The following is a 23,339-nucleotide window of genomic DNA, read 5'->3' on the forward strand; positions in this document are numbered from 1 at the left end:
GCGTCGAATTCTGTCGGATTTCCGTTTGCCTTGAGAAGGGATATCGTTAGTCTGTAGAAGATTACACCAGAGGTGCACAAGGATGACAGCCACGGAACGGACGATTGCACGCCTTCCCGCCCACCTGCGTCGGTACGTGGTGAGCCAGGACTATGCGGCGTACACGGCCCGGGACCATGCCGTGTGGCGCAACATCCTGGGCAAGCTGCGCGGCCACCTGGCGGACAAGGCGCACCCCGTCTACCTGGAGGGCCTGGAGGCGACCGGTATCGGCGCCGAGTCCATCCCCAGCCTGGATGAGATGAACGAGAAGCTCGCCCGCCTGGGCTGGGCCTGCGTGGGCGTGCGTGGCTTCATCCCGCCCGCGGTCTTCACGGAGCTGCAGGCGCTGGGCGTGCTGGCCATCGCCGCGGACATCCGCACGCACGAGCACATCGAATACACGCCCGCGCCGGACATCGTCCACGAGAGCGCGGGCCACGCCCCCATCATCGCGAACCGCCGCTATGCGGAGTACGTCAAGGGGTGCGGGATGGTGGGCTTCAAGTCCATCGCCAGCGTGGAGGACCAGGCCGTCTTCGAGGCCATCCGCAACCTGTCCGTGGTGAAGGAGGACCCGGAGGCCAGCGAGGAGGAGCAGGCTCACGCGCAGGCGCGGCTGGAGGCGGCCAGCGCCAGCCGCCGCTACGTCAGCGAGAGCACCCGCGCCACGCGGCTGTACTGGTGGACGGCGGAGTACGGCCTCATCGGCGACGTGGAGCGTCCGCGCATCTACGGCGCCGGCCTGCTGTCCAGCATCGGTGAAGCCCACCACTGCCTCACCCCGACGGTGACGAAGCTGCCGCTGAGCGTGGGCTGCGTGGACACGGACTTCGACATCACCCGCATGCAGCCGCAGCTCTTCGTGGCGCGCGACTTCGAGCACCTCTTCGAGGTGCTGCGCGAGTTCGAGTCCACGCTGGCGTGGAAGCGCGGTGGGGACTACGGGCTGGAGCAGGCGCTGCGCGCCCGCACCGTCAACCACCTGGTGCTCGCGGATGGCCGCGAAGTGACGGGTCGGGTGGTGGGCATGGTGGCCGCGCCGAAGGCGGTGGCCGAGGGACTGTCCACCGCGCTGGTCCGGCTGGATGGCCCCATCCTCGCCTCGCGTGGCGGGAAGGCCGAGGACAGCAAGCCGTGGAACGGGCCGGCCCTGGTCGCCTTTGGCGCGGGCAAGCTGCCGGAGCGCGGGTCGTTCAAGTTGTCGATGGCGAGCGGGCTGGAGCTGGAGGGCTTCGCCACGGACGGCGGCCAGGTGCTGGTGCTGCGAGGCCGGCTGGCGGGTCGCGAGCTGGAGCTGCCCGCGGTGGCCAGGCTCTTCATCACCACGCACCTGCCCTCGGTGGCGGGCGGGCCCGCGGACCCGGAGGCGTGGGACCACTGGTTCGGCGAGCTGAGCGCGTTCTCGGAGGGTGACGGCGAGTCCAAGGCGCGCTCGCGCAAGGCGCACGCCCTGCACCCGTCGCTCGCCGCGCTCTACCGCGAGGTCCGGCAGATGCGTGAGTCGCGCACCGTGAAGCCCGAGCGGCTGGCGCAGATCGCCGCCGCCGTCACCGACTTCCCCGACGACTGGCTGCTGCGCACCGAGGTGGAGGAGCTGCGCGCACCCCGCGCCTGAAGTCCGCCCCGATTCCCGCACCACGGACGCCCTCTGCTCCTCTCGAGTGGAGGGCGTTTGCGTTGGGCCCGAGGCTCACGGCTCCGGTGCTCCTCGCGGGTGGGGGCGTCGACGTTTCGTGCAACTCAGAGCGCGCGTGCGCGGGGCGTCACGTGGCCCCGCAAAAGCGCCACGGGCCCGGCCACACGGTTTTCCGCGCGGTCAGGCCCGAGGTCTGGCATCAGCTCCCGCGAGGGAGCGGTGACTCACTTCTCCTTGGAAGCAATCTTGCGCAGCGCCTTCTGGTCGCGCACGCAGAGGATGCGGCCGACGTTGCCGAGCACGCCCTCGCGCTTCATCTCGTTGATGAGCGTGGACACGAAGGAGCGCGAGGCGCCGACGAGGTCCGCGAGGTCCTGCTGGGTGATTCCGCGCAGGTCCGTCTCACCGCCGTGCGGGCAGCGCTCGCCGTGCGCCTCGACCAGGGTGAGCAGGGTGTCCGCCAAGCGGGCCGGAACTTCCTTGAACGTCAGGCCCAGCACGCGCTTGCGCAGCGAGCGAACGCGCTCGGCGTAGGCGCGGACCACGTCCACCGCCAGGGCCGGACGGGCCTCCAGCTGGGCGCGGAAGTCACGGCCTTCGATGCTCCACACCTCGGCCTCACCGGCGGCGACGGCCATCTCCTCGATGGGCGTGCCCTCGGGGCGGAACAGCTCGCCGAACAAGTCACCGGGGCGGAGGATGGACACCACCGAGCGGGTGCTGTTCTTGCCGATGCGCATCAGACGCACGCGGCCGGACTTGAGCAGGTACACGCGGTCCGTGTTGTCGCCGGGGCGGTAGATGGTCGAGTTGTGGGGGAAGGACTCGACCTTGAAGTACCCCTTGAAGTCGATGGCCTCCTGGCCGGGGATGAGCTTGTTGGCGGTGACCATCATCCCGGAGGAGGTCGTCTGCAGCGGCGCCACGACGTTGGAACCGATAGGGCCGAGGGGGCGATTGAAACCGTGCATGGGATTCACTCCGGGGAAGGAAGGAAGAGGGCGACTGGCCGCTTGCCTCAGCGGCGGACGGGGGTTTCCTTTTCCAAGTTACGTGCCAGCCAGGAATGAAGTGCCAGCGGGGGAACACATTCAGTAATGCCGGGTACTTAGCGCTACAGCCCCGCATCACCCGGGTTTCTGTGTCCAAAACCTGAAACAGAACGTTCAAACAGTCTGATCAAGTTGAACGGAACGTTCAATCCGGGCCCCCCACTGTCGCGCCCGCGACAATGTTCAGGAAGCGTCCTTCACGGGGAAGGTGTGCACTTGAGGGCCCTGGCCCTGTGCAAGTCCGTACTTTTGGAGCTTGCGCTCCAGGGTGGGGCGGCTGATTCCAAGAATCTGGCAGGTGCGACCCTTGTGCCCCTTGGTGACAGCCATCGCACGGGCGATCAGCTGACGCTCGGCCTCTTCCAGGGTGGGGATGAGGCTGGGGTCGTCCACGGCCGGGGCGGCGAACATGGCCCCGGCTGGGGCCGGCCGGCCGGCGTCCGGGCTGGGAGCGGCCTCCAGCGCGGGCAGGTCATCGCCGCGCAGCACGTCGCCCGGGGCGAGCACCACGGCGCGGGTGAGGACGTTCTCCAACTCGCGCACGTTGCCGCGCCAGGGCAGCTGGGTGAGCCGCTCCATGACCTCCATGGGCACGCGGGTGACGCGCTTGTGCACCTTCTCGTTGATGCGCTCGAGCAGGTGCTTCACCAGGAGGGGGATGTCGTCGCGCCGCTCGCGCAGCGGGGGGATGAGGAGCGTAATCACCTTGAGGCGCTGGTAGAGGTCCTCGCGGAAGCGGCCCGCCGCCACCTCCTCGGCGAGGTTGCGGTGGGTGGCGGCGATGACGCGCGCGCGCAGCTTGATGCGCTTGACGCCGCCCACACGCTCGAACTCGCGCTCCTGCAGCACGCGCAGCAGCTTGGCCTGGAGCATCAGCGACATGTCGCCAATCTCGTCCAGGAACACGGTGCCTTCCTCGGCCACCTCGAACTTGCCCAGCTTGCCGGAGGAGGCCCCGGTGAAGGCGCCCTTCTCGTGGCCGAACAGCTCGGACTCCAGCAGCGTGTCGACGATGGCCGAGCAGTTGATGCCGATGAAGGGCCGGGCCTCGTCGTACGAGTAGTTGTGGATGACTCGGGCGATGAGCTCCTTGCCGGTGCCGCTCTCGCCGGTAATCAGCACGGTGGCGGCGCTGCCCGTCACCTTGCCAATCTCCTTCACCAGCTTCTGCATGGAGCCGCTGGTGCCGACGATGTCGCCCAGGCGGGCGGCGGCATTCTCGCGGTTGACCTCGTCCGCGCGGCGCGACAGCTGGCGGTACTCCAGCGCGCGCTGCACCACCAGGTCCAGGGCGGCCGGGTCCGGGAAGGGCTTGTGGATGTAGTCGAAGGCTCCGGCCTTCATGGCCCGGATGGTCGTCTCCATGTCGTGGTAGGCGGTGACGAGGATGATGCGCGCGTCCCCGCACAGCCCCTTCATCTCCTCGATGATTTCCAGGCCCGTGCGGTCCGGAAGCATCATGTCGAGGATGACCACGCTGGGCATGGCCTCCTGGGCGGCGCGCAGCCCCGCCGCCGCGCTGGTGGCCGTGGCCACGTGGTAGCGCGGCTGGCCGTCGTGTTCGATTTCCTCGAAGTGCATCTTCAGCGTTTCGAGGAGCGAGACGTCATCGTCGACGATGAGAAGGGTCTCCATGGCGTCGTCTCAGGTGGCGAACGTCAGTGTGAAGACCATTCCCGGCTCGGAGCTGCCCTCGGCGGCCAGGTCCCCGCCCTGGCCCGTCATCACCCGGCGCAGGGCCGCGAGCGACAGGCCCGCCCCCCTCGCCAGCCGCGAGCCGAAGGGCTCGAAGAGGGTGCCGCGCTCCTCGGGGGGGAGGGCGGCGGCGGGGTCCTTGAGCACCATCAGCACCTGGCCCGAGCCGCCCCGGCGCAGGGCGACCTCCACCGGGCTGTCCTCGGGCTGGCCCATGGCGACGTTGAGGAGCACCTGCGCCAGCACCGGGCGCAGCCGGTTGGGGTCCACCCTCACGCGCGGCAGGTCGGGCTCCTCGTCCACGCGCACCTCGATGCGGCGCTCGGCCAGCTCGGGGGCCACCATGCCTGTAGCTTCCTGTAGCACCGAGCGCAGCGGGTGCGCGTCCAGGTTGGGCGTGGTGTCCCGGCCGTACTCGGACAGGAGCCACAGCATCCGCTCCATGGTGCGAATCTCGCGGTTGGCGATGGTGAGCCGCCGCCTGTCGCGGTCCGACAGGCCGGTGTTCCGGGCCAGCGTCTGCACCGCCATCTTCACGGAGGACAGGGGGTTGCGAATCTCGTGGCTGAGCGAGGAGGACAGGCGGGAGATCTGCACCGGCGGCGCGTCCTCCAGCACGGTGTTCAGGTCGAGCACGCCGGCGCAGGCCTCGCCCGCGTCCAGGCCCAGCGTCAGGCGCAGCGGGGTGGCGTCCTCGCCGCCGAGCTGCGCGGAGACGAACTCCACGGCGCGGCGGTCTTCACGGGCGCGGGCGTCCAGCTCGCGTGCGCGCTCGGCCGTGACGCCGAGCACCGCGTGGAGCGGGCGCTCCAGCAGCTCCGAGGCGGGGCGCCGCAACACGGTGGCGGTATCACCCTCGACACGGGTCACCCGCAGGCTTGGAGACCAGGCGAGCAACACGGCTTGCAGGAGGTGGGCGTTCATTTGATGGGCCTGAAACATACCGAGTAAGGTCGCGCGCTGTCCCTATGTCCATCACGACACGTCTTCCGAAGAACCTTGTGGCGGCCCTCCTCTTCCTGTCGGGCGCCACGGCTCTGGTGTACGAACTGGTCTGGTCCAAGTACCTCGGGAACGTCCTCGGGAACAGCGGACAGGCGCATGCCGTGGTGCTCGCTACCTTCATGGGTGGACTGGCGCTCGGGGCATCTGTCTTTGGGAGGACAGCCGACCGGGTGAAGAACCCCCTGGCCCTCTACGGGCTCCTGGAGCTGGGCGTGGGCCTCTACGCCCTGGCCTTCCCCTATGTCCTGGACGCCCTGAGCTCGCTCTGGCTGGTGCTGGCGCCCGCCGTCCCGGACGGCTTCCGGGTGGCGCCCCGGCTGCTGGTGGCCTCGCTGTCGCTGGTGGTGCCCACGCTGCTGATGGGTGGCACGCTGCCGGCGCTGGTGCGGCACTTCGCCTCCAGCCTGGCGGGCGTCCAGCGCGAGCTGGCCCGCCTCTACGCCGTCAACAGCCTGGGCGCGGCGACGGGCGTGTTCATCGCGGGCACGAAGCTGGTGCCGGCGGTGGGGCTGGCGGCCTCCGCGCAGGGGGCCGCGGCGCTCAACGTGCTCCTGGCCCTGGCGGCGCTGGCCCTGGCGCGGCAGCACCCGCCGACGCTGGCCCCGGGTCAGTCCGCACCGGACGTGGACGGGACGGCGGACGTGGTCTACCCCCGGGCGGCGGTGCGGGCGGCGCTGGTGGGCGTGGCGCTGTCGGGCTTCACGTCCATGCTGTACCAGGTGACGTGGATCCGCCTGCTGTCCATCGTCCTGGGCGCGTCCACGTACGCCTTCACGCTCATCCTCACCGCCTTCATCCTCGGCATCGGCCTGGGCAGCTTCTGGCTGATGACGCGCGCCGCGAAGGTGGACTCGCTGCGGCTGTATGCGCGGATGCAGGTGGCGCTGGTGGTGAGCCTGTGTGTGGCGCTGCCCCTGTACGTCCGGCTTCCGTACTACTTCCGCACGGCGCGCTGGATGCTGACACCGTCGCTGGACACGTGGTCCGTGTTCCAGTTCGTCACCTTCGCCTTCTGCTGCGTGGTGCTGCTGGTGCCCACCTTCTTCATGGGGGCGGCCTTCCCGGCGGCCGCGCGCGTGGCCACGGCCAAGGTGTCCGAGGTGGGGCGGCAGCTCGGCGGCGTGTACCTGTGGAACACGGTGGGCACCATCACCGGCTCGGTGCTGGGCGGGCTGGTGCTGATGCCGTGGTGGGGCATGGAGGGCAACTTCGTGGCGGGGGCGGTGGTCAACCTGGCCGCCGCGGCGCTGGCCTTCTCCGCCGTGCCGGGACGCCCGGCCAGCCCCGTCCGCGCCCTCTGGCCGGTGGCGGCGGCGGCGGGACTGGCGGCCGTGGTGCTGGGCGGCATGCAGGGCTGGGCGGTGCGGCTGAGCAGCATCACCTCGCCGCGCATCCACGAGCGGGCGCCGAGCTACGAGAAGCTGGTGGCGAGCACGGAGCGCAACACCGCCCCCGTCTTCTACAAGGACGACACCTTCGCCACGGTGCTGGTGGCGGACATGACGGGCAAGCACCGCTTCATGAAGCTCAACGGCAAGGTGGACGCCTCCACCGGCAGCGACGTGGAGACGCAGGTGGTGGCCGGGCACCTGGGCGCGCTGCTGCACCCGCGTGAGCCGAAGAACGTGCTGGTGGTGGGCGCGGGCGCCGCCATCACCGCCGGCAGCGTGCTGGCGCACCCGGTGGAGCGGATGGACCTGGTGGAAATCTCCCCGGCCGTCATCGACGCGGCGCGCCTGTTCAAGGACGCCAACCGCAACGCGGTGGACGACCCGCGCACGCACGTGCACGTGGACGATGCCAAGACGTTCATGGCCCTGGCGCCCCGCAAGTACGACATCATCGTGAGCGTGCCCTCCAACCCATGGGTGGCGGGCGTGTCGGGCCTCTTCACCCGGGACTTCTTCCAGACGGTGGACCGGCACCTGGCGGACGACGGCATCCTGGTGCAGTGGATCCACACCTACGAGAACCGGCAGGAGCTCATCCAGCTGGTGATGCGCACGCTGCGGGACACCTTCCCGCACGCCACCACGTGGCTGGGGCCGTATGACCTGGTGCTGGTGGCCAGCCGCAAGCCGCTGACCTTCGACGCGCAGCGCATGGCGGCGCGCATGGCCCTGCCCGCAGTGAAGGAGGACCTGGCGCGGGTGGACATCCACGACGTCTTCGCGCTGCTGTCCAAGCAGGTGCACAGCGAGCAGGGGCAGCTCGAGTTCGCCGGAGAGGGCCCCATCAACACCGACGACGACAACATCCTGGAGTACGCCTCGCCCATCGCGTTCTTCGTCGGGGACCTGGACCGCTACCACGACGAGCGGCGCGCCCCGGACGGCGGCTCGCGGCTGCTCATCAACGACTACGTGCGCCAGCATCCGCCCACCGCGGAGCAGCTGGCGCGGCTGCACCGCAACATGTCGCGCTATCACCGGGTGGACGACCCCCTGGTGCGCGGCGTGGCGGCGCGGTGGCACGCGCTGGCCCCGGACAGCCGCGACGCGGCGGTGGCGCTGGCGAAGGCGGCGCTCGCCCAGCAGGACCTGTCGCTGGCCGCCTCGCTGCTGGAGGCGGAGGTGGCGCGGGGCGGGCGTGAGCCGGCGCTGGTGACTGCCTACCTGGAGATGGCGACCACGCGCCTGTGGGCCACGCGCACCGTCTGGACGCCCGCGGAGGCCGATGCGGCGCTGGCGCTGGGCCGCGAGGTGGCCGGCGCCCACCCCGGAGACACCGCGCTGGCCGAGGCGCTGACCTCGCTCTGCAAGGCCCTGCCGACCTCCACCTGCGTCCCGGCTCCGGCCCCCGCCGCCAGCCCCAATCCCCCCTGAAAGGGGGGTCGGAGCTGTCACGATTTTGCTAAATCCCGGGAATCGCTAAGGATTCCGGGCATCCTCCCGATGACGGATGGAGGGCGGGCGGCCATCCATCCTAGTGTACTTGCAACCCTGAGTAGTCAGGGTTCGCTTTCCCGCCTGAACCCCCTGGAGACTCTCATGAAGACCCTTCCCCTTCCCAAGAAGAACCTCCGCAAGGCCCGTGGTCAGGGCATGACCGAGTACATCATCATCGTCGCGCTGATCGCGATCGCCGCCATCGGCGTCATCACGCTGTTCGGCGACAACATCCGCAAGCTGTTCGGCGCCTCCGCCGCGGCCCTCGCCGGTAACGACAACGTGCTGAACGACGGCGTGAAGTCGAACGACGCGCTGAACAAGAAGACGATGAAGACGTTCGGCCAGAACAACACGTACTGAGCCGTTCCGAGTCGTTCTTCCGGAGGCGTCATCCCCTGGCATCTGCCATGGGATGGCGCCTTCAGTCGTTTCTGGCTTCGCCGCTGCGAGCCGTGCCGTGGCTGAAGGCGCCCCCTGCGCCTGGTAGCTGGCACCCGACGTGGTGATTCCCCCGTCGAGGCGCTGATCCAGTACCGGGCAGCCAGGGCTTCGCGTGGTCCCCCGCCGCAGGTCCGCCGCGAGGGGGGCTTGACCCTCACGCGACGTGAGACCTTAGACCCTCTCTTCCGAGGTGGAGGGATATGGCCCTTACAGTGAGTCAGGTGGCGCGCCTGGCGAAGATCAGTGTCCGGGCGCTGCACCACTACGACGAGATTGGCCTGCTGAGCCCTTCGGAGCGCAGCGAGGCCGGTTATCGGCTGTACACCCAGGTGGACCTGCAGCGGTTGCAGCAGGTGCTCTTCTTCCGGGAGCTGGGTTTCCCGCTGGAAGAGGTTCGCCGCATCCTGGGGGATCCTTCCTTTGACCTGCGTTCGGCCCTGCTGATGCAGCGGCAGTTGCTGTCGGAACGGTCCGCACGGCTGGACGCATTGCTGGGCGCCGTGGATGCGGCGCTCGACGCACTGGAGAAGGGGAAGAGCATGGACCAGGAGAAGATGTTCGAGGCCTTCGGGGACTTCGACCCGACGAAGTACGAGGCCGAGGTGAAGGAGCGCTGGGGCGACACGGAGGCCTACAAGGAGTCCGCCCGCAGGACGTCGCGCTACACGAAGCAGGACTGGACGGCCATCAAGGAGGAGATGGACCGCATCCAGAAGTCGCTCGCGGAGCTGCTCGGCGCGGGCCGCGCACCCACGGAGGCGGCGGCCATGGACCTGGCCGAGGAGTACCGGCAGCACATCTCCCGGTGGTTCTACCCCTGCTCGTACGTCATGCACCGCGGGCTGGGGGAGATGTACGTGGCGGACCAGCGCTTCACGGAGAACATCGACCGGGTGCGGCCCGGGCTCGCCCGGTTCCTGCGGGAGGCCATCATCGCCAACGCGGAACGGCACGGCGAGTAGCCCGGGGCCGCGCGACCCGCACACCGCCGCGACGTCAGGGACTCCGCGTCGCGGCGGGCCGCTCCCTCACCCAGAGGACGTAGTCGCCATCCTGGAACTGCTCGCGCCAGCCGCCTCGTGCGCGCAGGCTGTCGAGCAGGATGTTGCCCGGGTTCTCCAGCTTCCAGAGGAGGTAGTCCGGGTCGTACTTCGCGAGGGCGTCCTCCCAGCCCGGCTCGCCCCAGACCAGCTTGTTGTAGTCCTGGTGGATGGCCAGCGGGAACGGGTCATTGCGGCTGTCGATGAAGACCTTGTAGTCCGGCCCGGCGAAGAACGAGATGGGGCCGCCGATGACGAACGGGTTGAGCACCCGGCCTGGCGGCAGACGGCGGAGCGCGTCCAGCGCACCCAGCGGAATCCACGTGCGCAGCACGCCCTGCTCCATCGGCGTCGGCTGCCGCGCATGGACGACGGTCAGCGCGGCCAGCAGCAGGGCGGGCCAGAGGGCACCCCGGCCCCGGGCGCTCCATCCCGCCACCGCGTCATCGAGCCCCTTCCACAGCCGCCTCCACGCTCCGAGGGTGGATGCGCCCGCCTCGCTCGCCGGGGTCTGCACGGCATGCTCCAGCAGGGCGAGCGCCAGCAGCACGGCGGCGAACGGCGCATGGCGCTGCACCTTGATGGCGGCAATGCCGAGCACCGCCGCGGGCAGGAGGATGGCCACCCGGCGCGAGGGCGCCCGCCCCACGGCGAACAGCGTCGCGCCCGCCAGCGCGAGGTACGCCCAACTCCAGCGCTCGTCCAGGCCGAGCGGCCGCCACTCGTTGATGCCCTGCGTGGACTCCAGCACCGAGTGGAGCAGGGGATAGAGGTAGATGGCGGGGCCATCCGGGCCCAGGCCGGCCGCGAGGAAGGCCACCGCGCCGAAGGCCAGGGCCCGCAGGGCGCGGCGCCGGGACTCGGGGCTCGGGGCGTCCAGCGCTGCACCCACGGCGGTGGCGCCGAGCAGGGCCGGGCCCAGGGGCCAGCTCCCGTGGAGGTTGGCCCAGGCCACGCCGAGGAAGGGGAAGACCCAGAGGACGCGGTGCTGGCCCGCGCGCCAGGCCTGGACGCACAGCACCGAGACGGTGAAGAGCAGGTGCCCCACATGGAAGGGGCGCTCCTGGTTCCAGGTGGGGAGGTGCACCCAGAGGACGAGGCCCAGCGTGGCCAGGGCCACCAGCCCGCGGCGCCCGGAGGCGGCCCGGCCCAGGGCGCTCCACAGCAGCAGGACGTTGGCGCAGACGAGCGCGGCGACGAACAGCGCGGGCCCTCCCGCGCCGAGCCAGCGCACCAGCAGCATGCACAGCACGCCGAAGCCCCACTCATGGGGCACCCAGCCCGCGGTCCCCGTGACGCTGAAGGGGTCCACCCGGGTGAAGCCGTGCTCCAGGAGGAAGCGGCCCCCGGCGAGGTGGAAGAAGAGGTCGAAGTGCTTGAGCGGCGACATCCCCAGCCGCACGACGAGCGCCAGGGCCAGGAGGGCCGCCGGCCCGGGGAGAAGGAAGGACCGCGCCCGCATGGAGCCCACTGCCTAGCGGAACCCCAGCCGGCGCAGCATCACCGCCCGGATGGAGGGAATCCGGAAGCGGTAGATGAGCGCGTCCGCGAAGTAGTGCGCCAGCACCACCGCGAAGCTCAGCGAAGTCACGGCCCGCAGCAGGGGATGGGCGCTCAGCAGGGTGGCGTTGCTCGCGAGCACGCCGAACGTGGCCCCCTCCTGCATCAGCCCGTGCAGCACGCCCAGGGCCAGCAGGGGCAGCATGCTCGCAATCATCGCCGGGACGATGAGCCCGCGGGGAAGGCGGGACGTGTCACCCGGACGCGGCTCCAGCATCCGCGCGGTGAGGACGTAGTACTCCAGGCCGTGCATGGCGGGCAGCATGACGTAGCCCCAGGAGGGCGCCACCAGGGCCAGCCCCGTGGCCGTCGCCATGGCCAGCAGGTAGAGCACCTTCGGCCCGCTCCGGGGCCCCGTGCCGAGCACGGACCGGAAGAGCACCACGAAGTAGCCCATCCACACCGCCAGCAGGACGGCGAGCGTCTCGCGCGGCAGCACCGTGCCCTGGCCCACGTCGAGGTAGGCGGAGGACGCGGGGCCGGAGGACTCGGAGACGAAGAGGATGCGGACCAGGAGCAGCGTCAGCATCAGGGGCACGTACATCCGCTGCAGCTGGCGCTCCCGTGAGGCGGGGGCCGGCAGCCCGGCGTCACTCTCACGCAGCCCGTGCAGCGACCAGAGGCCGCGGTGCTGGGACAGCGTGTGGTGCAGGCCGAAGACGTTGAAGATGACGGCCACCGCGTACATGTGCGCCGTGCGGTCCGCGTAGAAGCTGAAGAAGAGGCCCGTGCCCACCGCGAGCATGGCCAGCGCCCCCGCCAGGACCTGCCGGGGCTGACCCGGCGCCGACGTCAGCACGTCCCGGTGCACGGCGAAGAGCAGGAAGGTGAGGACCACGTGTGTGGCATTGCCCAGCAGGTTCTGCGCCGTCCACCCCGCCAGCCGGTGCGCCGCGTCGGAGGCGGGGGCGGACAGTGCGCTGGAGGCTGCCACGCTCAGGGCGAGCAGCAGGGGGATGGCGAAGATGAGGACATCCGCCCGCGCCGAGAAGAGCCACAGGCCCCGGAAGGTCAGGGTGCCCGGCAGGCCAGGGGCGGGGGCATGGGTCCGCGAAGGGGCGGCGGGAAGCACCGGCGTCATCGAGGCGGAATCCTACCACGCCTGGCGGGGGCCGCGCCCCCGGGCCCCACGCGCGGGGGCCTCCAGGAATTCCAGCCAATTTGAACATCCCTTCACCTTCTGGCCGGTTTCGCCGCCGGGGCTCGTGCTAAGACAGACCCGTTCATGGAAGGCCGCCTGCTGCTGAAGAACTGCGCCGTGTTCCGCGCGGATGGTCGGGTCCGCAACGGCATGGCCGTGGTGGTGGAGGGCAACACCATCCGCCGCGTCGCGCCGGACGCCCAGGTGCCCGTGCTGCCCGGGGACTGGGAAGTCGCTTGCCGGGGACGTCTCGTCGCGCCGGGGCTGGTGGACTGTCACTCGCACCTCGTCAACGGCCAGCTCCTCCCGCCCTCCGGACACTTCCTGCTGATGCCGCCGGCTGAACGGCTGGAGCGGATGCTGCGCGTGGCCCGGCTCCTCGCCGACGAGGACGTGGAGGCCCTCACCCGCTTCGCCGCGGCCCGCGCCCTGCGGGATGGCGTCACCCTGGTCGTGGAGCACCTGTCCTGTCAGGACGTCGCTGGAGGGCTCGCCGCCCAGGCCCGCGCGGCGGAAGGCCTGGGCCTGCGGCTGCTGACCAGCCACGCCACCCACAGCCTGGATGGCGCCCAGCAGGCGGAGACGTGGCTGGAGGCCAACGCCGACTTCGCCCGCGAGCGGCGGGAGCACCCGCTGGTGCGCGGGGCCATCGGCTTCCATGCCTCGTACACGTGCGACCACGCGCTGCTCACCCGCGTGGCGCGGCTGAGCCGGCAGTTGGACGTGCCCACCGTCTTCCACCTCGCGGAGAGCGAGGACGACCTCACCACCACCTACTCCCGGCACAGCCAGCGCGTGGTGCCCCGGCTGGATGCGCTGGGGTTGCTCAACCCTCGTGCCATCGCCGCCTATGCGCGCACGCTGGACAGCTCGGAAGCAGGGCGCCTGGAGGAGAGCGGCACCTTCGTGGCGCTCGCGCCCCGCGGCCTCCGTACCCTGGAGCGTGGCGCGGACCCGATGGAGGCCGTGCTGGCGCGCATCCACATGGTGGGGCTGGGCACGGGCGGCCACGGCACGCTCCAGGACGAGCTGCTGGCCGCGCTGGTGGGGGCGCTGCGCATCTCCCGCGCCGGACGCCTGCCGGATGTGGACGGCTCGCTGGCCCACCTGCTCGTCAACGGCCCCGCGGAGCTGTGCACGCGGCTGTTCGGCTTGCCCTCGGGCAACGTGGAAGAGGGGAGCATCGCGGACCTCGTCGTCTACGACTCCGTGCCCCCGTCGGACCCGGAGACGGGCTACTCGCCGCACCTGCTCGGGCAGATGACCCGCTCGCCGGTGGCGTGGACGGTGGTGGACGGCCGCGTCTGCGTGCGCGAGGGCCAGCTGCTCGGCTTCGACTACGTGGACCTGGCCCGCGGCGCGACGGAAGCGCTCCACCGGGTGTGGACGCGCGCGCGGCTGGGCAGCTGAGGGCTCCATGAGCGCCGCGCCTTCCCCGCTGGTGGACACCCTTCGCGCCGCGCGTGAGCGGCGGGGACCGCTGCTGACGGACCCGCGCACCACGGCCTTTCGCGTGCTGAACGGCGAGGCGGACGGCGTCCCCGACGTGACGGCGGATGTCTTTGGCGGGCTGTACGTCATCAGCCTCTACCGCGACCTCTCCACCGCCGAGGAGGAGGCGCTCCTGGACGCCGCCGTGGCCGCGTGGGCGCCGCGCGGCGTCTACCTGAAGCGCCGTCCCCGCGAGGCGCGGGTGCTGGCCAACGTGGCGAAGGAGGAGCTCGCGCCGGAGGTGCCGGCCCGGGGCGAGCCGGTGGAGTCGCTCACCGCGCTGGAGAATGGCCTGTCGTTCCTCATCCGCCCCGCGCAGGGGCTGTCGGTGGGGCTGTATCTGGACATGCGCGACACGCGCGCGTGGCTCCAGGAGCGGGTGCGGGGCCTCACCGTGCTCAACCTCTTCGCCTACACCTGCGCCTTCGGCGTGGTGGCCGCCGCGAGCGGCGCGAAGCGGGCGCTCAACCTCGACGCCAGCCGCCGCGTGCTGGAGTGGGGTGAGGAGAACGCGCGCCTCAACGGCCAGCCGGTGGACCGCTACGACTACGTGGCCGGGGACGTGTTCGACTGGCTCAAGCGGCTGGCGAAGAAGGGCGAGACGTTCGACGTCGTCATCTCGGATCCCCCGTCCTTCTCCACCACCCGCACCGCCCGCTTCTCCGCCGCGCGCGACTACGCCCGGCTGGCGGAGGCCGCCGCGCGCGTGGTGACTCCCGGAGGCCGGCTGGTCGCCTGCTGCAACCACGCGGGGCTGCCCGCGCGCCGCTTCGAGACCATGGTGGCCGAGGGCGTCGCCCTCGCGGGCCGGAAGGGGAAGGCGGTGGGCTCGCTCGGCCCCTCTCCGCTCGACTTCCCGTCGCCCCCGGGACAGGAGCCCGCTCTCAAGGTGCATGTGGTGGAACTTCGTTAGCCCCGCGGGCCCCGGCGCGGGTAATGTCCAGGCGTCATGGCTCCCGCGGCACAGCAGCAGCGCGACACCGCCCGCTTCGGCAAGTACCGGCTCATCGAGCGCATCGCCGTGGGGGGGATGGCGGAGATCTTCCTCGCGCACCAGAAGCACGATGACGGGCACGAGTCGCCCGTCGTCATCAAGCGCATCCGCCCCCACCTGTCCAAGCATGCGGCCTTCGTGAAGATGTTCCTCAACGAGGCCCGGCTCGCCGCGCAGCTCAACCACCCCAACGTGGTGCAGATTCACGACCTGGGGAAGATCGCCGAGAGCCACTTCATCGCCATGGAGTACGTCGCCGGGCGTGACATGCGCCGGGTGGTACCCAAGGCGGAGGCGCTCGGGATTCCCTTCCCGCTGGTGTACGCGGTGAAGATTGCCTCGTGCGTCTGCGCGGGGCTGCACCACGCGCACACCAAGGTGGACCTGTACGGCAACCCGCTCAACATCGTCCACCGGGACGTGTCGCCGGAGAACATCGTCGTCGCCTTCGACGGCTCGGTGAAGATTCTCGACTTCGGCATCGCCAAGGCCGCCAACCAGGTGGGCCAGACGCGCACGGGCGAAATCAAGGGCAAGCTCAGCTACATGAGCCCGGAGCAGTGTCTGGGCACCCCGCTGGACTGCCGCAGCGACATCTTCTCCCTCGGCGTGGTGCTCTACGAGTGGCTCACCGGCTTCAAGCTGTTCACCGGCGAGTCCGAGGTGGCGGTGATGCGCAGCATCACCGAGGGGAAGATCTATGCGCCCTCGTACTTCCGGGAGGACCTGCCCGAGCGGCTGGAGCTCATCCTGATGAAGGCGCTGGAGCGCGACAAGGACAAGCGCTACCAGACGGCCGCGCAGATGCAGAAGGACCTGGACGCCTTCCTGGACGCGTACGAGTTCACCCCCACGCCGCTGCACCTGTCCAACTTCCTCAAGCAGCTCTTCGAGGAGGAGCAGCGGCGCATGCAGGCGCGCGCCTCGAACGCGCCCACGTCCGAGGAGGCGCTGGAGCTGTCCGACGTCGTGGCCGCGCTCGACACGGTGAAGGGCACCCCCGCGCCGGAGCCCGTCGCGCCCCAGGCCACGAGCGACGACCACACCGAGCCGCGCATGGTGGCCGTGCCGCTCAGCCCGGCCGCATACGAGGCGCTGGAGGCGGCGGCGCGCCGCAACGACATCTCGCCGGGCAAGCTGATTTCAGAGCTGCTCGAGTCTTGGCTGAAGTACCGCTGACATGCCTCGGTTGAAGCTGACGCTCGAATACGACGGAACGCGCTTCGTGGGCTGGCAGGTGCAGCCCAACGGCCCGTCCGTGCAGGCGGCGCTGGAGGACGGGCTGGCCCGGCTGCTGGGCGAGCAGGTGTCCGTGTTCTGCGCGGGGCGCACCGACTCGGGGGTGCACGCCGCCGGGCAGGTGGCCTGCTTCGACACCCCGAGGGTGCTGCCGATGAAGGCCTATGTCCGGGGCCTCAATGGCCTGCTGCCGGACGACCTCGCGGTGGTGTCCGCCATGGAGGTTCCGGAGGGGTTCGACCCGCGCCGCTGGTCCCGGGGCAAGCGCTACAGGTACCGGCTGAGCAACCGCGCCACGCGCTCGCCGCTGCGCCGGCTGACGCACTGGGAGGTATTCGCCCCGCTGGACGTGGACGCCATGCGGCGGGCCGCGGTGCACCTGCTGGGCCGGCATGACTTCTCCGCCTTCCGGGCGGCGGACTGCCAGGCGAAGCACGCGGTGCGCGAGGTGCGCAGCCTGACGGTGGAGGGCCAGTCCGGGGACGAGGTGTCCTTCGTGGTGGAGGGCACGGCGTTCCTCAAGCACATGGTGCGCAACCTCGTGGGGACGCTGGTGGAGGTGGGGAAGGGGCGCAGGCCGGAGGCCTGGGTGGCGGAGGTGCTGGCCTCGCGCAACCGGAAGCGGGCCGGGCCCACGGCGCCGCCCCAGGGGCTGGTGATGGAAGAGGTCTTCTACGGGGATGGCCCGCCTCCTCGCACGCCGGGGGGCTCGGCGGACGCGGACGAGGACGAGGGCTGAACTGGGGTAGGCTGCCGGCCGTGAGCTCCAAGACGAGTGTTCTCGAACCGCTGCGCGTACGCATCCGCCGCCTCCAGTTCATCGTGGGGCTGGGGTTCATCTCGCTCGTCGGCGGCTCGGTGCTGAGCGTGGCGCTGACGCTGCGGCTGAGCGTGCGGGTGCAGGCACTGCCGACCGGGCTGATGCGGGTGCTGATGGCGGTGCTGCTGGAGAACCTCTGGGTGCTCGGCGTGCTGCCGCTGCTCTGCTATGGCGCAGCGCGCGTCATGGAGCTGAAGCCCTGGTCCACGGCGGCGGGCGCGGCCGTGTCCGGCGCGACGTTCGTCCTGGCGCTCAACTACGTGCAGAGCGGGGCAGGGGGCCTGTGGCTGGGCGGCCTGGGCTCGGTGCTCAACGTGGTGGCCTTCGCCGTGGGCGTGGTGCTCAGCGCCCGCGCGGTGATGCTGGGCCGGGCCGCCGCGGCGCAGCAGTCCGGGAAGGCCCAGGAGAAGGCGCAGGAGCGCAAGTCCGAGTACGACGAGTTCCTCCGCGCGGCGGAGGCGGGCGCGGCCCGGCTGGAGCAGCGCGAGTCCGCGGCGCAGGCCCCGGCCCCCGAGGCGGCTCCCGCGCCGGAAGCCCCGGACACGAGCAAGACTCCGGCGGCCTGAGCCGAACCGCGGCCCGGAGTTTCGTCCCGTCCCTGGCGTGCTTCGTCCCGGGGCCGGGCGCCTTCATCACATTCCGCGCTGGCTGGCCGACCCCTGCGGGTACTGAACACGCGTGGTTCGTGTTTCAAGTCACTCCGCAGAGGGGGTCGTCGTATGACATCGGTCTCAGCCATCAGAAGTGTCTTTCTTTCAGGAGCCGTGCTCCTGGCGTCCACGTCCGGATGCCAGGGCGATGAAGCGTCCGTCGAAGTGGCCGGGTCCGAGAGCCCACTGGCCACCCGGACCCAGCAGCTCACCTGCACCAGCCTGGTGCCCTTCATGACCAGCGCGACGCTGCCCTCGGGCAACGTGACGCGCTCGGGGGTGCTCAGCTCGAGCTATGAGGCGTGGCTGGCGTTCGACAGCAATGACTCGGCACCCTCCATGTGGCTCTCCCAGGTGGGACAGACGCCCGCGTGGCTTGGCTACCAGTGGGCGGACGGCGCGAAGCGCGCCACCCACTACGCCATCCGCTTCGTGAACGGCTCGCTCACCTCGCGGGCGCCCCGGAATTGGACGCTCCAGGGGTGGAATGGCACCGCGTGGGTCGTCGTGGATACGCGCCCCAATGAGGTGGGCTGGGGCGGCAGCGAGCGGCGTGAGTACGCGGTCGCCTCACCGGGCAGCTTCACCCAATACCGCCTGAACGTGACGGACGACAATGACAGCCGTGCCCCGACCATCGAGACCGTCTCCATCGGTCGGCTCGAGCTCCTCAATTGCATCATGGACACCCAGGCGCCGGCCGCCCCGGTGCTGACGAGCTTCACGCCGGCCTCGCCGTCCAGCAACACCCAGCCCGTCCTGGCGGGCACCGCCGAGGCGAGCTCCACCGTGCGCATCTTCTCCGGCGCCTCCTGCTCCGGCACGGCGGTCGCCACCGTGACGGCCAACGCGAGCGGCGCCTTCACCTCGGTCCGGCCGGTGACTGCCAACGCCACGTCCACCTTCACCGCCACTGCGACGGACGCGGCGGGCAATGTGTCCCCGTGCTCGACGAGCCTCGGCTACCTGCACGACGGCCTGGCGCCCGCCGCGCCGGTGCTGACGGGCTTCTCGCCGGCGTCTCCGTCCAGCAGCACGCAGCCGGTGCTCTCTGGCACGGCCGAGGTGAGCTCCACCGTGCGCATCTTCTCCGGAGCCTCCTGCACTGGCACGGCGTTGGCCACGGTGACGGTTGCTGCCAACGGCACCTTCTCATCGACGCGCTCGGTGACCTTGAACGCCACGTCCACCTTCACCGCCACCGCGACGGACGCGGCGGGCAACGTGTCCGTCTGCTCTTCGAGTCTCAGCTACCGGCATGACAGCATTGTGCCGGCCGCCCCGGTGTTGACGGGCTTCACCCCCGCGTCGCCGTCGAACAGCACCCAGCCCGTTCTCTCTGGCACGGCCGAAGCGGGCGCCTCCGTACGCATCTTCTCCGGGGCCTCCTGCGCGGGCAGTGTGCTCGCAACGGTGCCCGTCGCGGCGGACAACACCTTCTCCTCTCTGCGTTCCGTGACGGCCAACACCACGTCCACCTTCACCGCCAGGGCGGTGGACGCGGCGGGCAACGTTTCTGCCTGCTCCACGAGCCTCGGCTACCGGCATGACAGTGTTCCGCCCTCGGCGCCCTCGCTGACGGGCTTCACGCCGGCCTCGCCGGGCCAGTCACTGACGCCACAGCTGCGCGGCACCGCGGAGCAGGGCTCCTCCGTCCGGCTCTTCTCCGGCGGCGGGTGTCTGGCGCCGGTGCTGGCCACCCTCACGGCGGACGCCACGACGGGCGCCTTCGCCACCTCGGTGGCCGTCGCCACGAACGCGGCGACGGGCTTCTCCGCTCGCGCGGTGGACGCGGTGGGGAACGTCTCCAACTGCTCCGCCACCGCCACCTACGTCCACGACACCGTGGCCCCGGCGCCTCCCGTGTTCGCCCAGGACTTCATCCCTATCGACACCTCGCCCTTCGTCGGAGTGGTGCGCACCCAGACGGAGCCCCAGGGCCGGGTGAGCCTGTTCACCGACGCGGCCTGCACCGCCGTGGCGCCCCCGGGCATGGTGGCGCAGGCGGATGCGAGCGGCACCGCGCACGTGGCGCTGACGCAGGCCCAGATCGACGTCACGGTGTTCGCCGTGGCTCACGACGCGGCGGGCAATCGCTCTGTCTGCGTGTCCTTCGAGGTAGGCTGCGCCGTGGGCTTCGCGGACTGCGATGGCAACCCGGTCAACGGCTGCGAGTCGGACCTGCTGCTGGACGAGGCGAACTGCGGCGCCTGTGGAACGACGTGCGGCGGAGCACTCTCCGCCAACGGCGTGTGTGGCGCCGGCACCTGTGGCCTGGGCTGCGTGGTGGGGACCTTCGACTGTGACGGTCTCGCGGCAAACGGCTGCGAGTCCGCCTCCGCGTGCAACGCGGCGGTCTGCCAGGTGGACGCTCCCGAGGAACTGCTCATCAACGCCCTGTCCGTGGTGGAGGACCCGGTGCGCACCACCGGCGCTGGCGCGTGGACCTTCGGCACCCTGATGAGGGCGATGAACGGAGGCGCGGACCCGTCCGGGCTGGTGCGCAACTGGCTCCGGACGTGGGAGCAGGACCAGTTCATCGAGGCCACCTTCGTGCCGGCCCGGCCGGGCATGCGGGGCCTGGTGCTCGGGCCCTGGGAGGCGCGCAGCGGCGGTGCCAACGCTCCCCTGGACTTCAACTCCGCGCCGTTCCGGCTGCTGGCCATCGTCAACCGCATGGACCTGCGGAACGAGGGCACTCACGCGGGTGAGGGACGGTTCGTGTTCGGCGTCCTGGACCCCGCGGGTAACCCGACGCCGTTCACCGTCATCCTGGAGTACACCCTGCCCGGTGGCAGCCCGGACGAAATCCAGCGCTGGTCGCGTGACTGGCACGAACTGGGGCGGCTCGGGGTGTCACACCCGGACTACAACGCGAAGCTCCAGGCGGTGACGGATCGCTTCACGAAGGCGTTCGTGGCGCGAGGGCGCTTCCTCGGCAGCGCCATCAGCCAGGTGCGCACCAACGAGAACGCGCTGGAGCCGGAGTGGGAGCTGCGCGAGTTCCACTTCGGCCCTGCAGGACTCGCCCCCGCGCACGTGGCGCTCACGCCCGCCTTCTTCCTCAACGGCTCCCCGCTGCTGACGGACTACATCCTGCAGAACCGGCCTGCCATCCTCACCGGGACGCATGACGTGCCTCAGTTCTTCCAGGGGCAGCCCTTCCTCTGGGGCTCGGCGCTCACCCCGTTCTTCTTCTTCTGGGACGCTCCCGGCGTGGACTCGGAGGCGCGGCATCAGTTCTCGCTCAACACGTGCAACGGCTGCCACGCAGGGGAGACGCAGACCGTCTTCCTCCACGTCGGGCCGCGCAGCCCTGGCCAGACTGCCTTCCTGTCTCCGTTCATGGTCAGCACAGCGCCCATTCCGGACCCGCTCACCGGGGCGCCTCGCGTGTTCAATGACCTGGGCCGGCGCACGGTGGACCTGAAGGCCCTGGTGTGCGGCGTGCCTCCGTCGCTGGCGCGGGACGCGGTGGGCGAGTCGCTGCTCGCGCCAGCACGGCCAGCGGCCTCCGCCGTCCCGGGCTTCCCGGCTCGCTCCAACCTGCCGGCAGGCCGCGTCCACTGACGCGGGGCTGAGCGCGCGGCACGCCCGGTGGACACGGGCGTGCCGCGCTGCCTTGTCAGGGTGGGGGGAAGTCTCGGGATTATTCCTAAATTACAGGAAAATCTCGTTTATTCTCTTGCGCTGTGAGAACCCGGTTGGGTATTCCCGGCCGCATGAATGAGTCAATCCGCTCTGTGGCTGCTTCCCGTGGGTTCCTGCTGGGGCTCGCGCTCACCGTGTCGTCCGTGGCGCATGCGTCCTCGGTTACCTTCTCCCGGCCGGAGAGGGAGCCCGTGGCGCTGAACACGGCGCTGGCGTCGCTCACCTTCACGCCCGTGAACGACGCCATGGTCAAGGAGGCCGCGCCCGCTTCCAACTTCGGCACGCAGAACCTGCTCCAAGCCTCCAACCAGCCCGGCTATCGCAAGTGGGTCTACCTGCAGTTCGACGTCACCGGCCTTCCGGCGGGGGCCACGAACATCTCCGCGCAGCTCCGGATGGGCTCGACGACCACCGGGACGGGACGGGCGATTACGGCCCACGCGGTGGCGAACACGGGCTGGAGCGAGACGGCCATCAACTGGAACACGCGCCTGCCCATGGGCACCGCGCTCTCCACCGTGTCCAGCCATACCGCCGGCCAGGTCTCCGTCTGGGACGTCAGCGCCCACATCAACGGCAATGGCAGCTTCACCCTCGGCCTGGACAGCGCCTACTCGGGCGATACGAACTTCACGTCGAGCGAGGGCGTCACCGTGCCGACGCTCGTCGTGAGCTACGACACGGCCGTGACGTATCAGGTCTACCGGGGCAACACCCACTCGCACACCAGCTACACGTCGTCGCACGGCGACCAGGTCTCCAGCGGGGACCCGACCCGCAACGGCTTGCCGGAGGCGCACCACAGCCAGGCGAAGGCGGCGGGCTACGACTTCTACGCCACCACGGACCACTCGCAGGAGGTCGCCTTCAACCCGACCAGCGCGACCAATGCCGCGTGGGTGGCGACGAAGCAGCAGGCGACGGATGCGACGACGCCTGCGTACGTGGGCCTCTGGGGCTATGAGCACTCGGAGAACAATGGTCCGGATGGCAATGGCCACATCAACGTCATCAACAGCCCCGCGTACCTGGATGCGCTGGAGTCGGGCGTGGGCCTCCAGCAGCTCTACACGTGGCTGAAGACCCAGTCCGGCGCGGTGGCCACGTTCAACCACCCGGATTCGGGCAGCTACAACAGCTTCGCCTACCGCGACGAGGCGATCACCGACGTCATCACCATGCTGGAGGTCATCAACTCCAACGACAACATCCACTACGACGGCTGGCTCGCGGCGCTGCAGAAGGGCTGGAAGGTGTCGCCCGTGTGCGGCAATGACAACCATGGCTTCTGGGGCATCACCCGCCACACCGCGCGCACCTTCGTCGTGGCCACCGCCCGCACGAAGGAGGCCATCCTCGATGCGATGAGGAACCGCCGCACCTATGCCGCGCTGGATGACAACATCCAGATTCAATACACGGTCAACGGCGCCATCATGGGCTCCACCCTCGCCAGCCCGTCGACGTTCGACTTCGCCATCACCGCCAGCGACTCCGACGCGGGGCAGCGCATCACGAAGCTCGAGCTGCTCAAGGACAACGGCGCCTTCGTGCAGGACTACTCCCCAGCAAGTCCGCAGGCCTCCGTCTCGTGGAACCCGACAGTCAACGACAGCACGAGCAAGTACTTCTTCCTGCTCGTCTACAGGGAGGGCCGCACCGACCCCGTGGCCTGGGTCTCCCCCACCTGGACGGGCCGGTAGTCAGCGCCGTCTTGCCGTGAGCCTCATGGGTCCGGAGTCAGCGCTCCGGGCCCACGGCTGTTTCAGGGACTCCAGGTCGCCTTGCATGGTGGAGCCTGTCGGCTCGGGGATGCGGACCTCGCGCGGGGACTCATGGTTTTCTAGTTTCGCTGGTTGGTTCGGAAGTGTTCCATCCAGTCGTGGACTGCCGCCCGGCCTCCGAGGGCACGTCGGGCCGGGGCCCCGCGCTTCCGATATCCTCCGGGGGCGCTGGCGTTTCCAGGCGCACCCACGGAAGAGAAGAGAGGG

16 protein-coding genes are annotated in these 23,339 nt (G+C 70.3%); 11 read left to right on the top strand and 5 right to left on the bottom strand.

The features are described 5' to 3' along the window. Positions 1–82 precede the first annotated feature (82 nt). Positions 83–1,657, top strand: coding sequence for an aromatic amino acid hydroxylase (locus tag G4D85_RS17540; RefSeq protein ID WP_164013342.1), 1,575 nt, complete (start codon positions 83–85; stop codon positions 1,655–1,657). Between the two features lie 245 nt (positions 1,658–1,902). On the opposite strand, the gene mrpC is transcribed toward G4D85_RS17540, so the two are convergent. From mrpC to G4D85_RS17555, 3 genes are all read right to left on the bottom strand, one after another. Beyond that, positions 1,903–2,649 (bottom strand): Crp/Fnr family transcriptional regulator MrpC, encoded by a 747-nt coding sequence (gene mrpC, locus G4D85_RS17545; protein WP_163999786.1) that lies wholly within the window; start codon positions 2,647–2,649, stop codon positions 1,903–1,905. 264 nt (positions 2,650–2,913) lie between these two features. Further along, complete coding sequence (locus G4D85_RS17550) at positions 2,914–4,365, bottom strand: sigma-54-dependent transcriptional regulator (RefSeq protein ID WP_164013344.1); 1,452 nt, start codon at positions 4,363–4,365, stop codon at positions 2,914–2,916. Positions 4,366–4,374: 9 nt separating this feature from the next. Next, the gene (locus tag G4D85_RS17555) at positions 4,375–5,349 is read right to left on the bottom strand and encodes a sensor histidine kinase (RefSeq protein WP_164013346.1); all 975 of its coding nucleotides are present in this window, start codon (positions 5,347–5,349) and stop codon (positions 4,375–4,377) included. 77 nt (positions 5,350–5,426) lie between these two features. Between G4D85_RS17555 and G4D85_RS17560 the strand changes: the two genes are divergently transcribed. The 3 genes from G4D85_RS17560 (at position 5,427) to G4D85_RS17570 (ending at position 9,724) form a co-directional block, all read left to right on the top strand. Next, entirely contained in the window at positions 5,427–8,255 is a 2,829-nt protein-coding gene (locus tag G4D85_RS17560; RefSeq protein ID WP_240359339.1) for a fused MFS/spermidine synthase, read from the top strand. A 165-nt stretch (positions 8,256–8,420) separates the two neighbouring features. After that, positions 8,421–8,681: a hypothetical protein gene (locus G4D85_RS17565; RefSeq protein WP_164013349.1), complete on the top strand. Its 261-nt coding sequence runs from the start codon at positions 8,421–8,423 to the stop codon at positions 8,679–8,681. A 281-nt stretch (positions 8,682–8,962) separates the two neighbouring features. Then, on the top strand, positions 8,963–9,724 hold the full coding sequence (locus tag G4D85_RS17570; RefSeq protein ID WP_164013351.1) for a MerR family transcriptional regulator: 762 nt from the start codon (positions 8,963–8,965) through the stop codon (positions 9,722–9,724). A gap of 34 nt (positions 9,725–9,758) precedes the next feature. Here the strand turns inward: G4D85_RS17570 and G4D85_RS17575 are convergent, their stop codons facing one another. After that, entirely contained in the window at positions 9,759–11,264 is a 1,506-nt protein-coding gene (locus G4D85_RS17575; protein WP_164013353.1) for a hypothetical protein, read from the bottom strand. 12 nt (positions 11,265–11,276) lie between these two features. Further along, the gene (locus tag G4D85_RS17580; protein WP_164013354.1) at positions 11,277–12,443 is read right to left on the bottom strand and encodes a hypothetical protein; all 1,167 of its coding nucleotides are present in this window, start codon (positions 12,441–12,443) and stop codon (positions 11,277–11,279) included. 144 nt (positions 12,444–12,587) lie between these two features. Here G4D85_RS17580 and G4D85_RS17585 point away from each other — a divergent pair, with 144 nt between their 5' ends. The 7 genes from G4D85_RS17585 (at position 12,588) to G4D85_RS17615 (ending at position 23,051) form a co-directional block, all read left to right on the top strand. Further along, positions 12,588–13,913, top strand: coding sequence for an amidohydrolase family protein (locus tag G4D85_RS17585; protein WP_164013356.1), 1,326 nt, complete (start codon positions 12,588–12,590; stop codon positions 13,911–13,913). A gap of 7 nt (positions 13,914–13,920) precedes the next feature. Then, the gene (locus G4D85_RS17590) at positions 13,921–14,907 is read left to right on the top strand and encodes a class I SAM-dependent rRNA methyltransferase (RefSeq protein ID WP_164013358.1); all 987 of its coding nucleotides are present in this window, start codon (positions 13,921–13,923) and stop codon (positions 14,905–14,907) included. Positions 14,908–14,943: 36 nt separating this feature from the next. After that, on the top strand, positions 14,944–16,167 hold the full coding sequence (locus G4D85_RS17595) for a serine/threonine protein kinase (protein ID WP_164013360.1): 1,224 nt from the start codon (positions 14,944–14,946) through the stop codon (positions 16,165–16,167). A 1-nt stretch (position 16,168) separates the two neighbouring features. After that, the gene (gene truA / locus G4D85_RS17600) at positions 16,169–16,966 is read left to right on the top strand and encodes a tRNA pseudouridine(38-40) synthase TruA (protein ID WP_164013362.1); all 798 of its coding nucleotides are present in this window, start codon (positions 16,169–16,171) and stop codon (positions 16,964–16,966) included. Positions 16,967–16,986: 20 nt separating this feature from the next. Continuing rightward, positions 16,987–17,613: a hypothetical protein gene (locus G4D85_RS17605; RefSeq protein WP_240359340.1), complete on the top strand. Its 627-nt coding sequence runs from the start codon at positions 16,987–16,989 to the stop codon at positions 17,611–17,613. A gap of 198 nt (positions 17,614–17,811) precedes the next feature. After that, positions 17,812–21,267, top strand: coding sequence for an Ig-like domain-containing protein (locus G4D85_RS17610; protein WP_205525583.1), 3,456 nt, complete (start codon positions 17,812–17,814; stop codon positions 21,265–21,267). 173 nt (positions 21,268–21,440) lie between these two features. Continuing rightward, entirely contained in the window at positions 21,441–23,051 is a 1,611-nt protein-coding gene (locus G4D85_RS17615; protein ID WP_164013365.1) for a CBM96 family carbohydrate-binding protein, read from the top strand. Positions 23,052–23,339: the final 288 nt, after the last annotated feature.

Origin of the sequence: Pyxidicoccus trucidator (assembly GCF_010894435.1) — a bacterium.
Classification (GTDB): Bacteria; Myxococcota; Myxococcia; order Myxococcales; family Myxococcaceae; genus Myxococcus; species Myxococcus trucidator.

Coding starts and splice junctions, on each gene's coding strand:
- G4D85_RS17540 (WP_164013342.1), top strand. CDS start 83: ATGACAGCCACGGAACGGACGATTGCACGCCTTCCCGCCCACCTGCGT.
- mrpC (WP_163999786.1), bottom strand. CDS start 2,649: ATGCACGGTTTCAATCGCCCCCTCGGCCCTATCGGTTCCAACGTCGTG.
- G4D85_RS17550 (WP_164013344.1), bottom strand. CDS start 4,365: ATGGAGACCCTTCTCATCGTCGACGATGACGTCTCGCTCCTCGAAACG.
- G4D85_RS17555 (WP_164013346.1), bottom strand. CDS start 5,349: ATGAACGCCCACCTCCTGCAAGCCGTGTTGCTCGCCTGGTCTCCAAGC.
- G4D85_RS17565 (WP_164013349.1), top strand. CDS start 8,421: ATGAAGACCCTTCCCCTTCCCAAGAAGAACCTCCGCAAGGCCCGTGGT.
- G4D85_RS17570 (WP_164013351.1), top strand. CDS start 8,963: ATGGCCCTTACAGTGAGTCAGGTGGCGCGCCTGGCGAAGATCAGTGTC.
- G4D85_RS17575 (WP_164013353.1), bottom strand. CDS start 11,264: ATGCGGGCGCGGTCCTTCCTTCTCCCCGGGCCGGCGGCCCTCCTGGCC.
- G4D85_RS17580 (WP_164013354.1), bottom strand. CDS start 12,443: ATGACGCCGGTGCTTCCCGCCGCCCCTTCGCGGACCCATGCCCCCGCC.
- G4D85_RS17585 (WP_164013356.1), top strand. CDS start 12,588: ATGGAAGGCCGCCTGCTGCTGAAGAACTGCGCCGTGTTCCGCGCGGAT.
- G4D85_RS17590 (WP_164013358.1), top strand. CDS start 13,921: ATGAGCGCCGCGCCTTCCCCGCTGGTGGACACCCTTCGCGCCGCGCGT.
- G4D85_RS17595 (WP_164013360.1), top strand. CDS start 14,944: ATGGCTCCCGCGGCACAGCAGCAGCGCGACACCGCCCGCTTCGGCAAG.
- truA (WP_164013362.1), top strand. CDS start 16,169: ATGCCTCGGTTGAAGCTGACGCTCGAATACGACGGAACGCGCTTCGTG.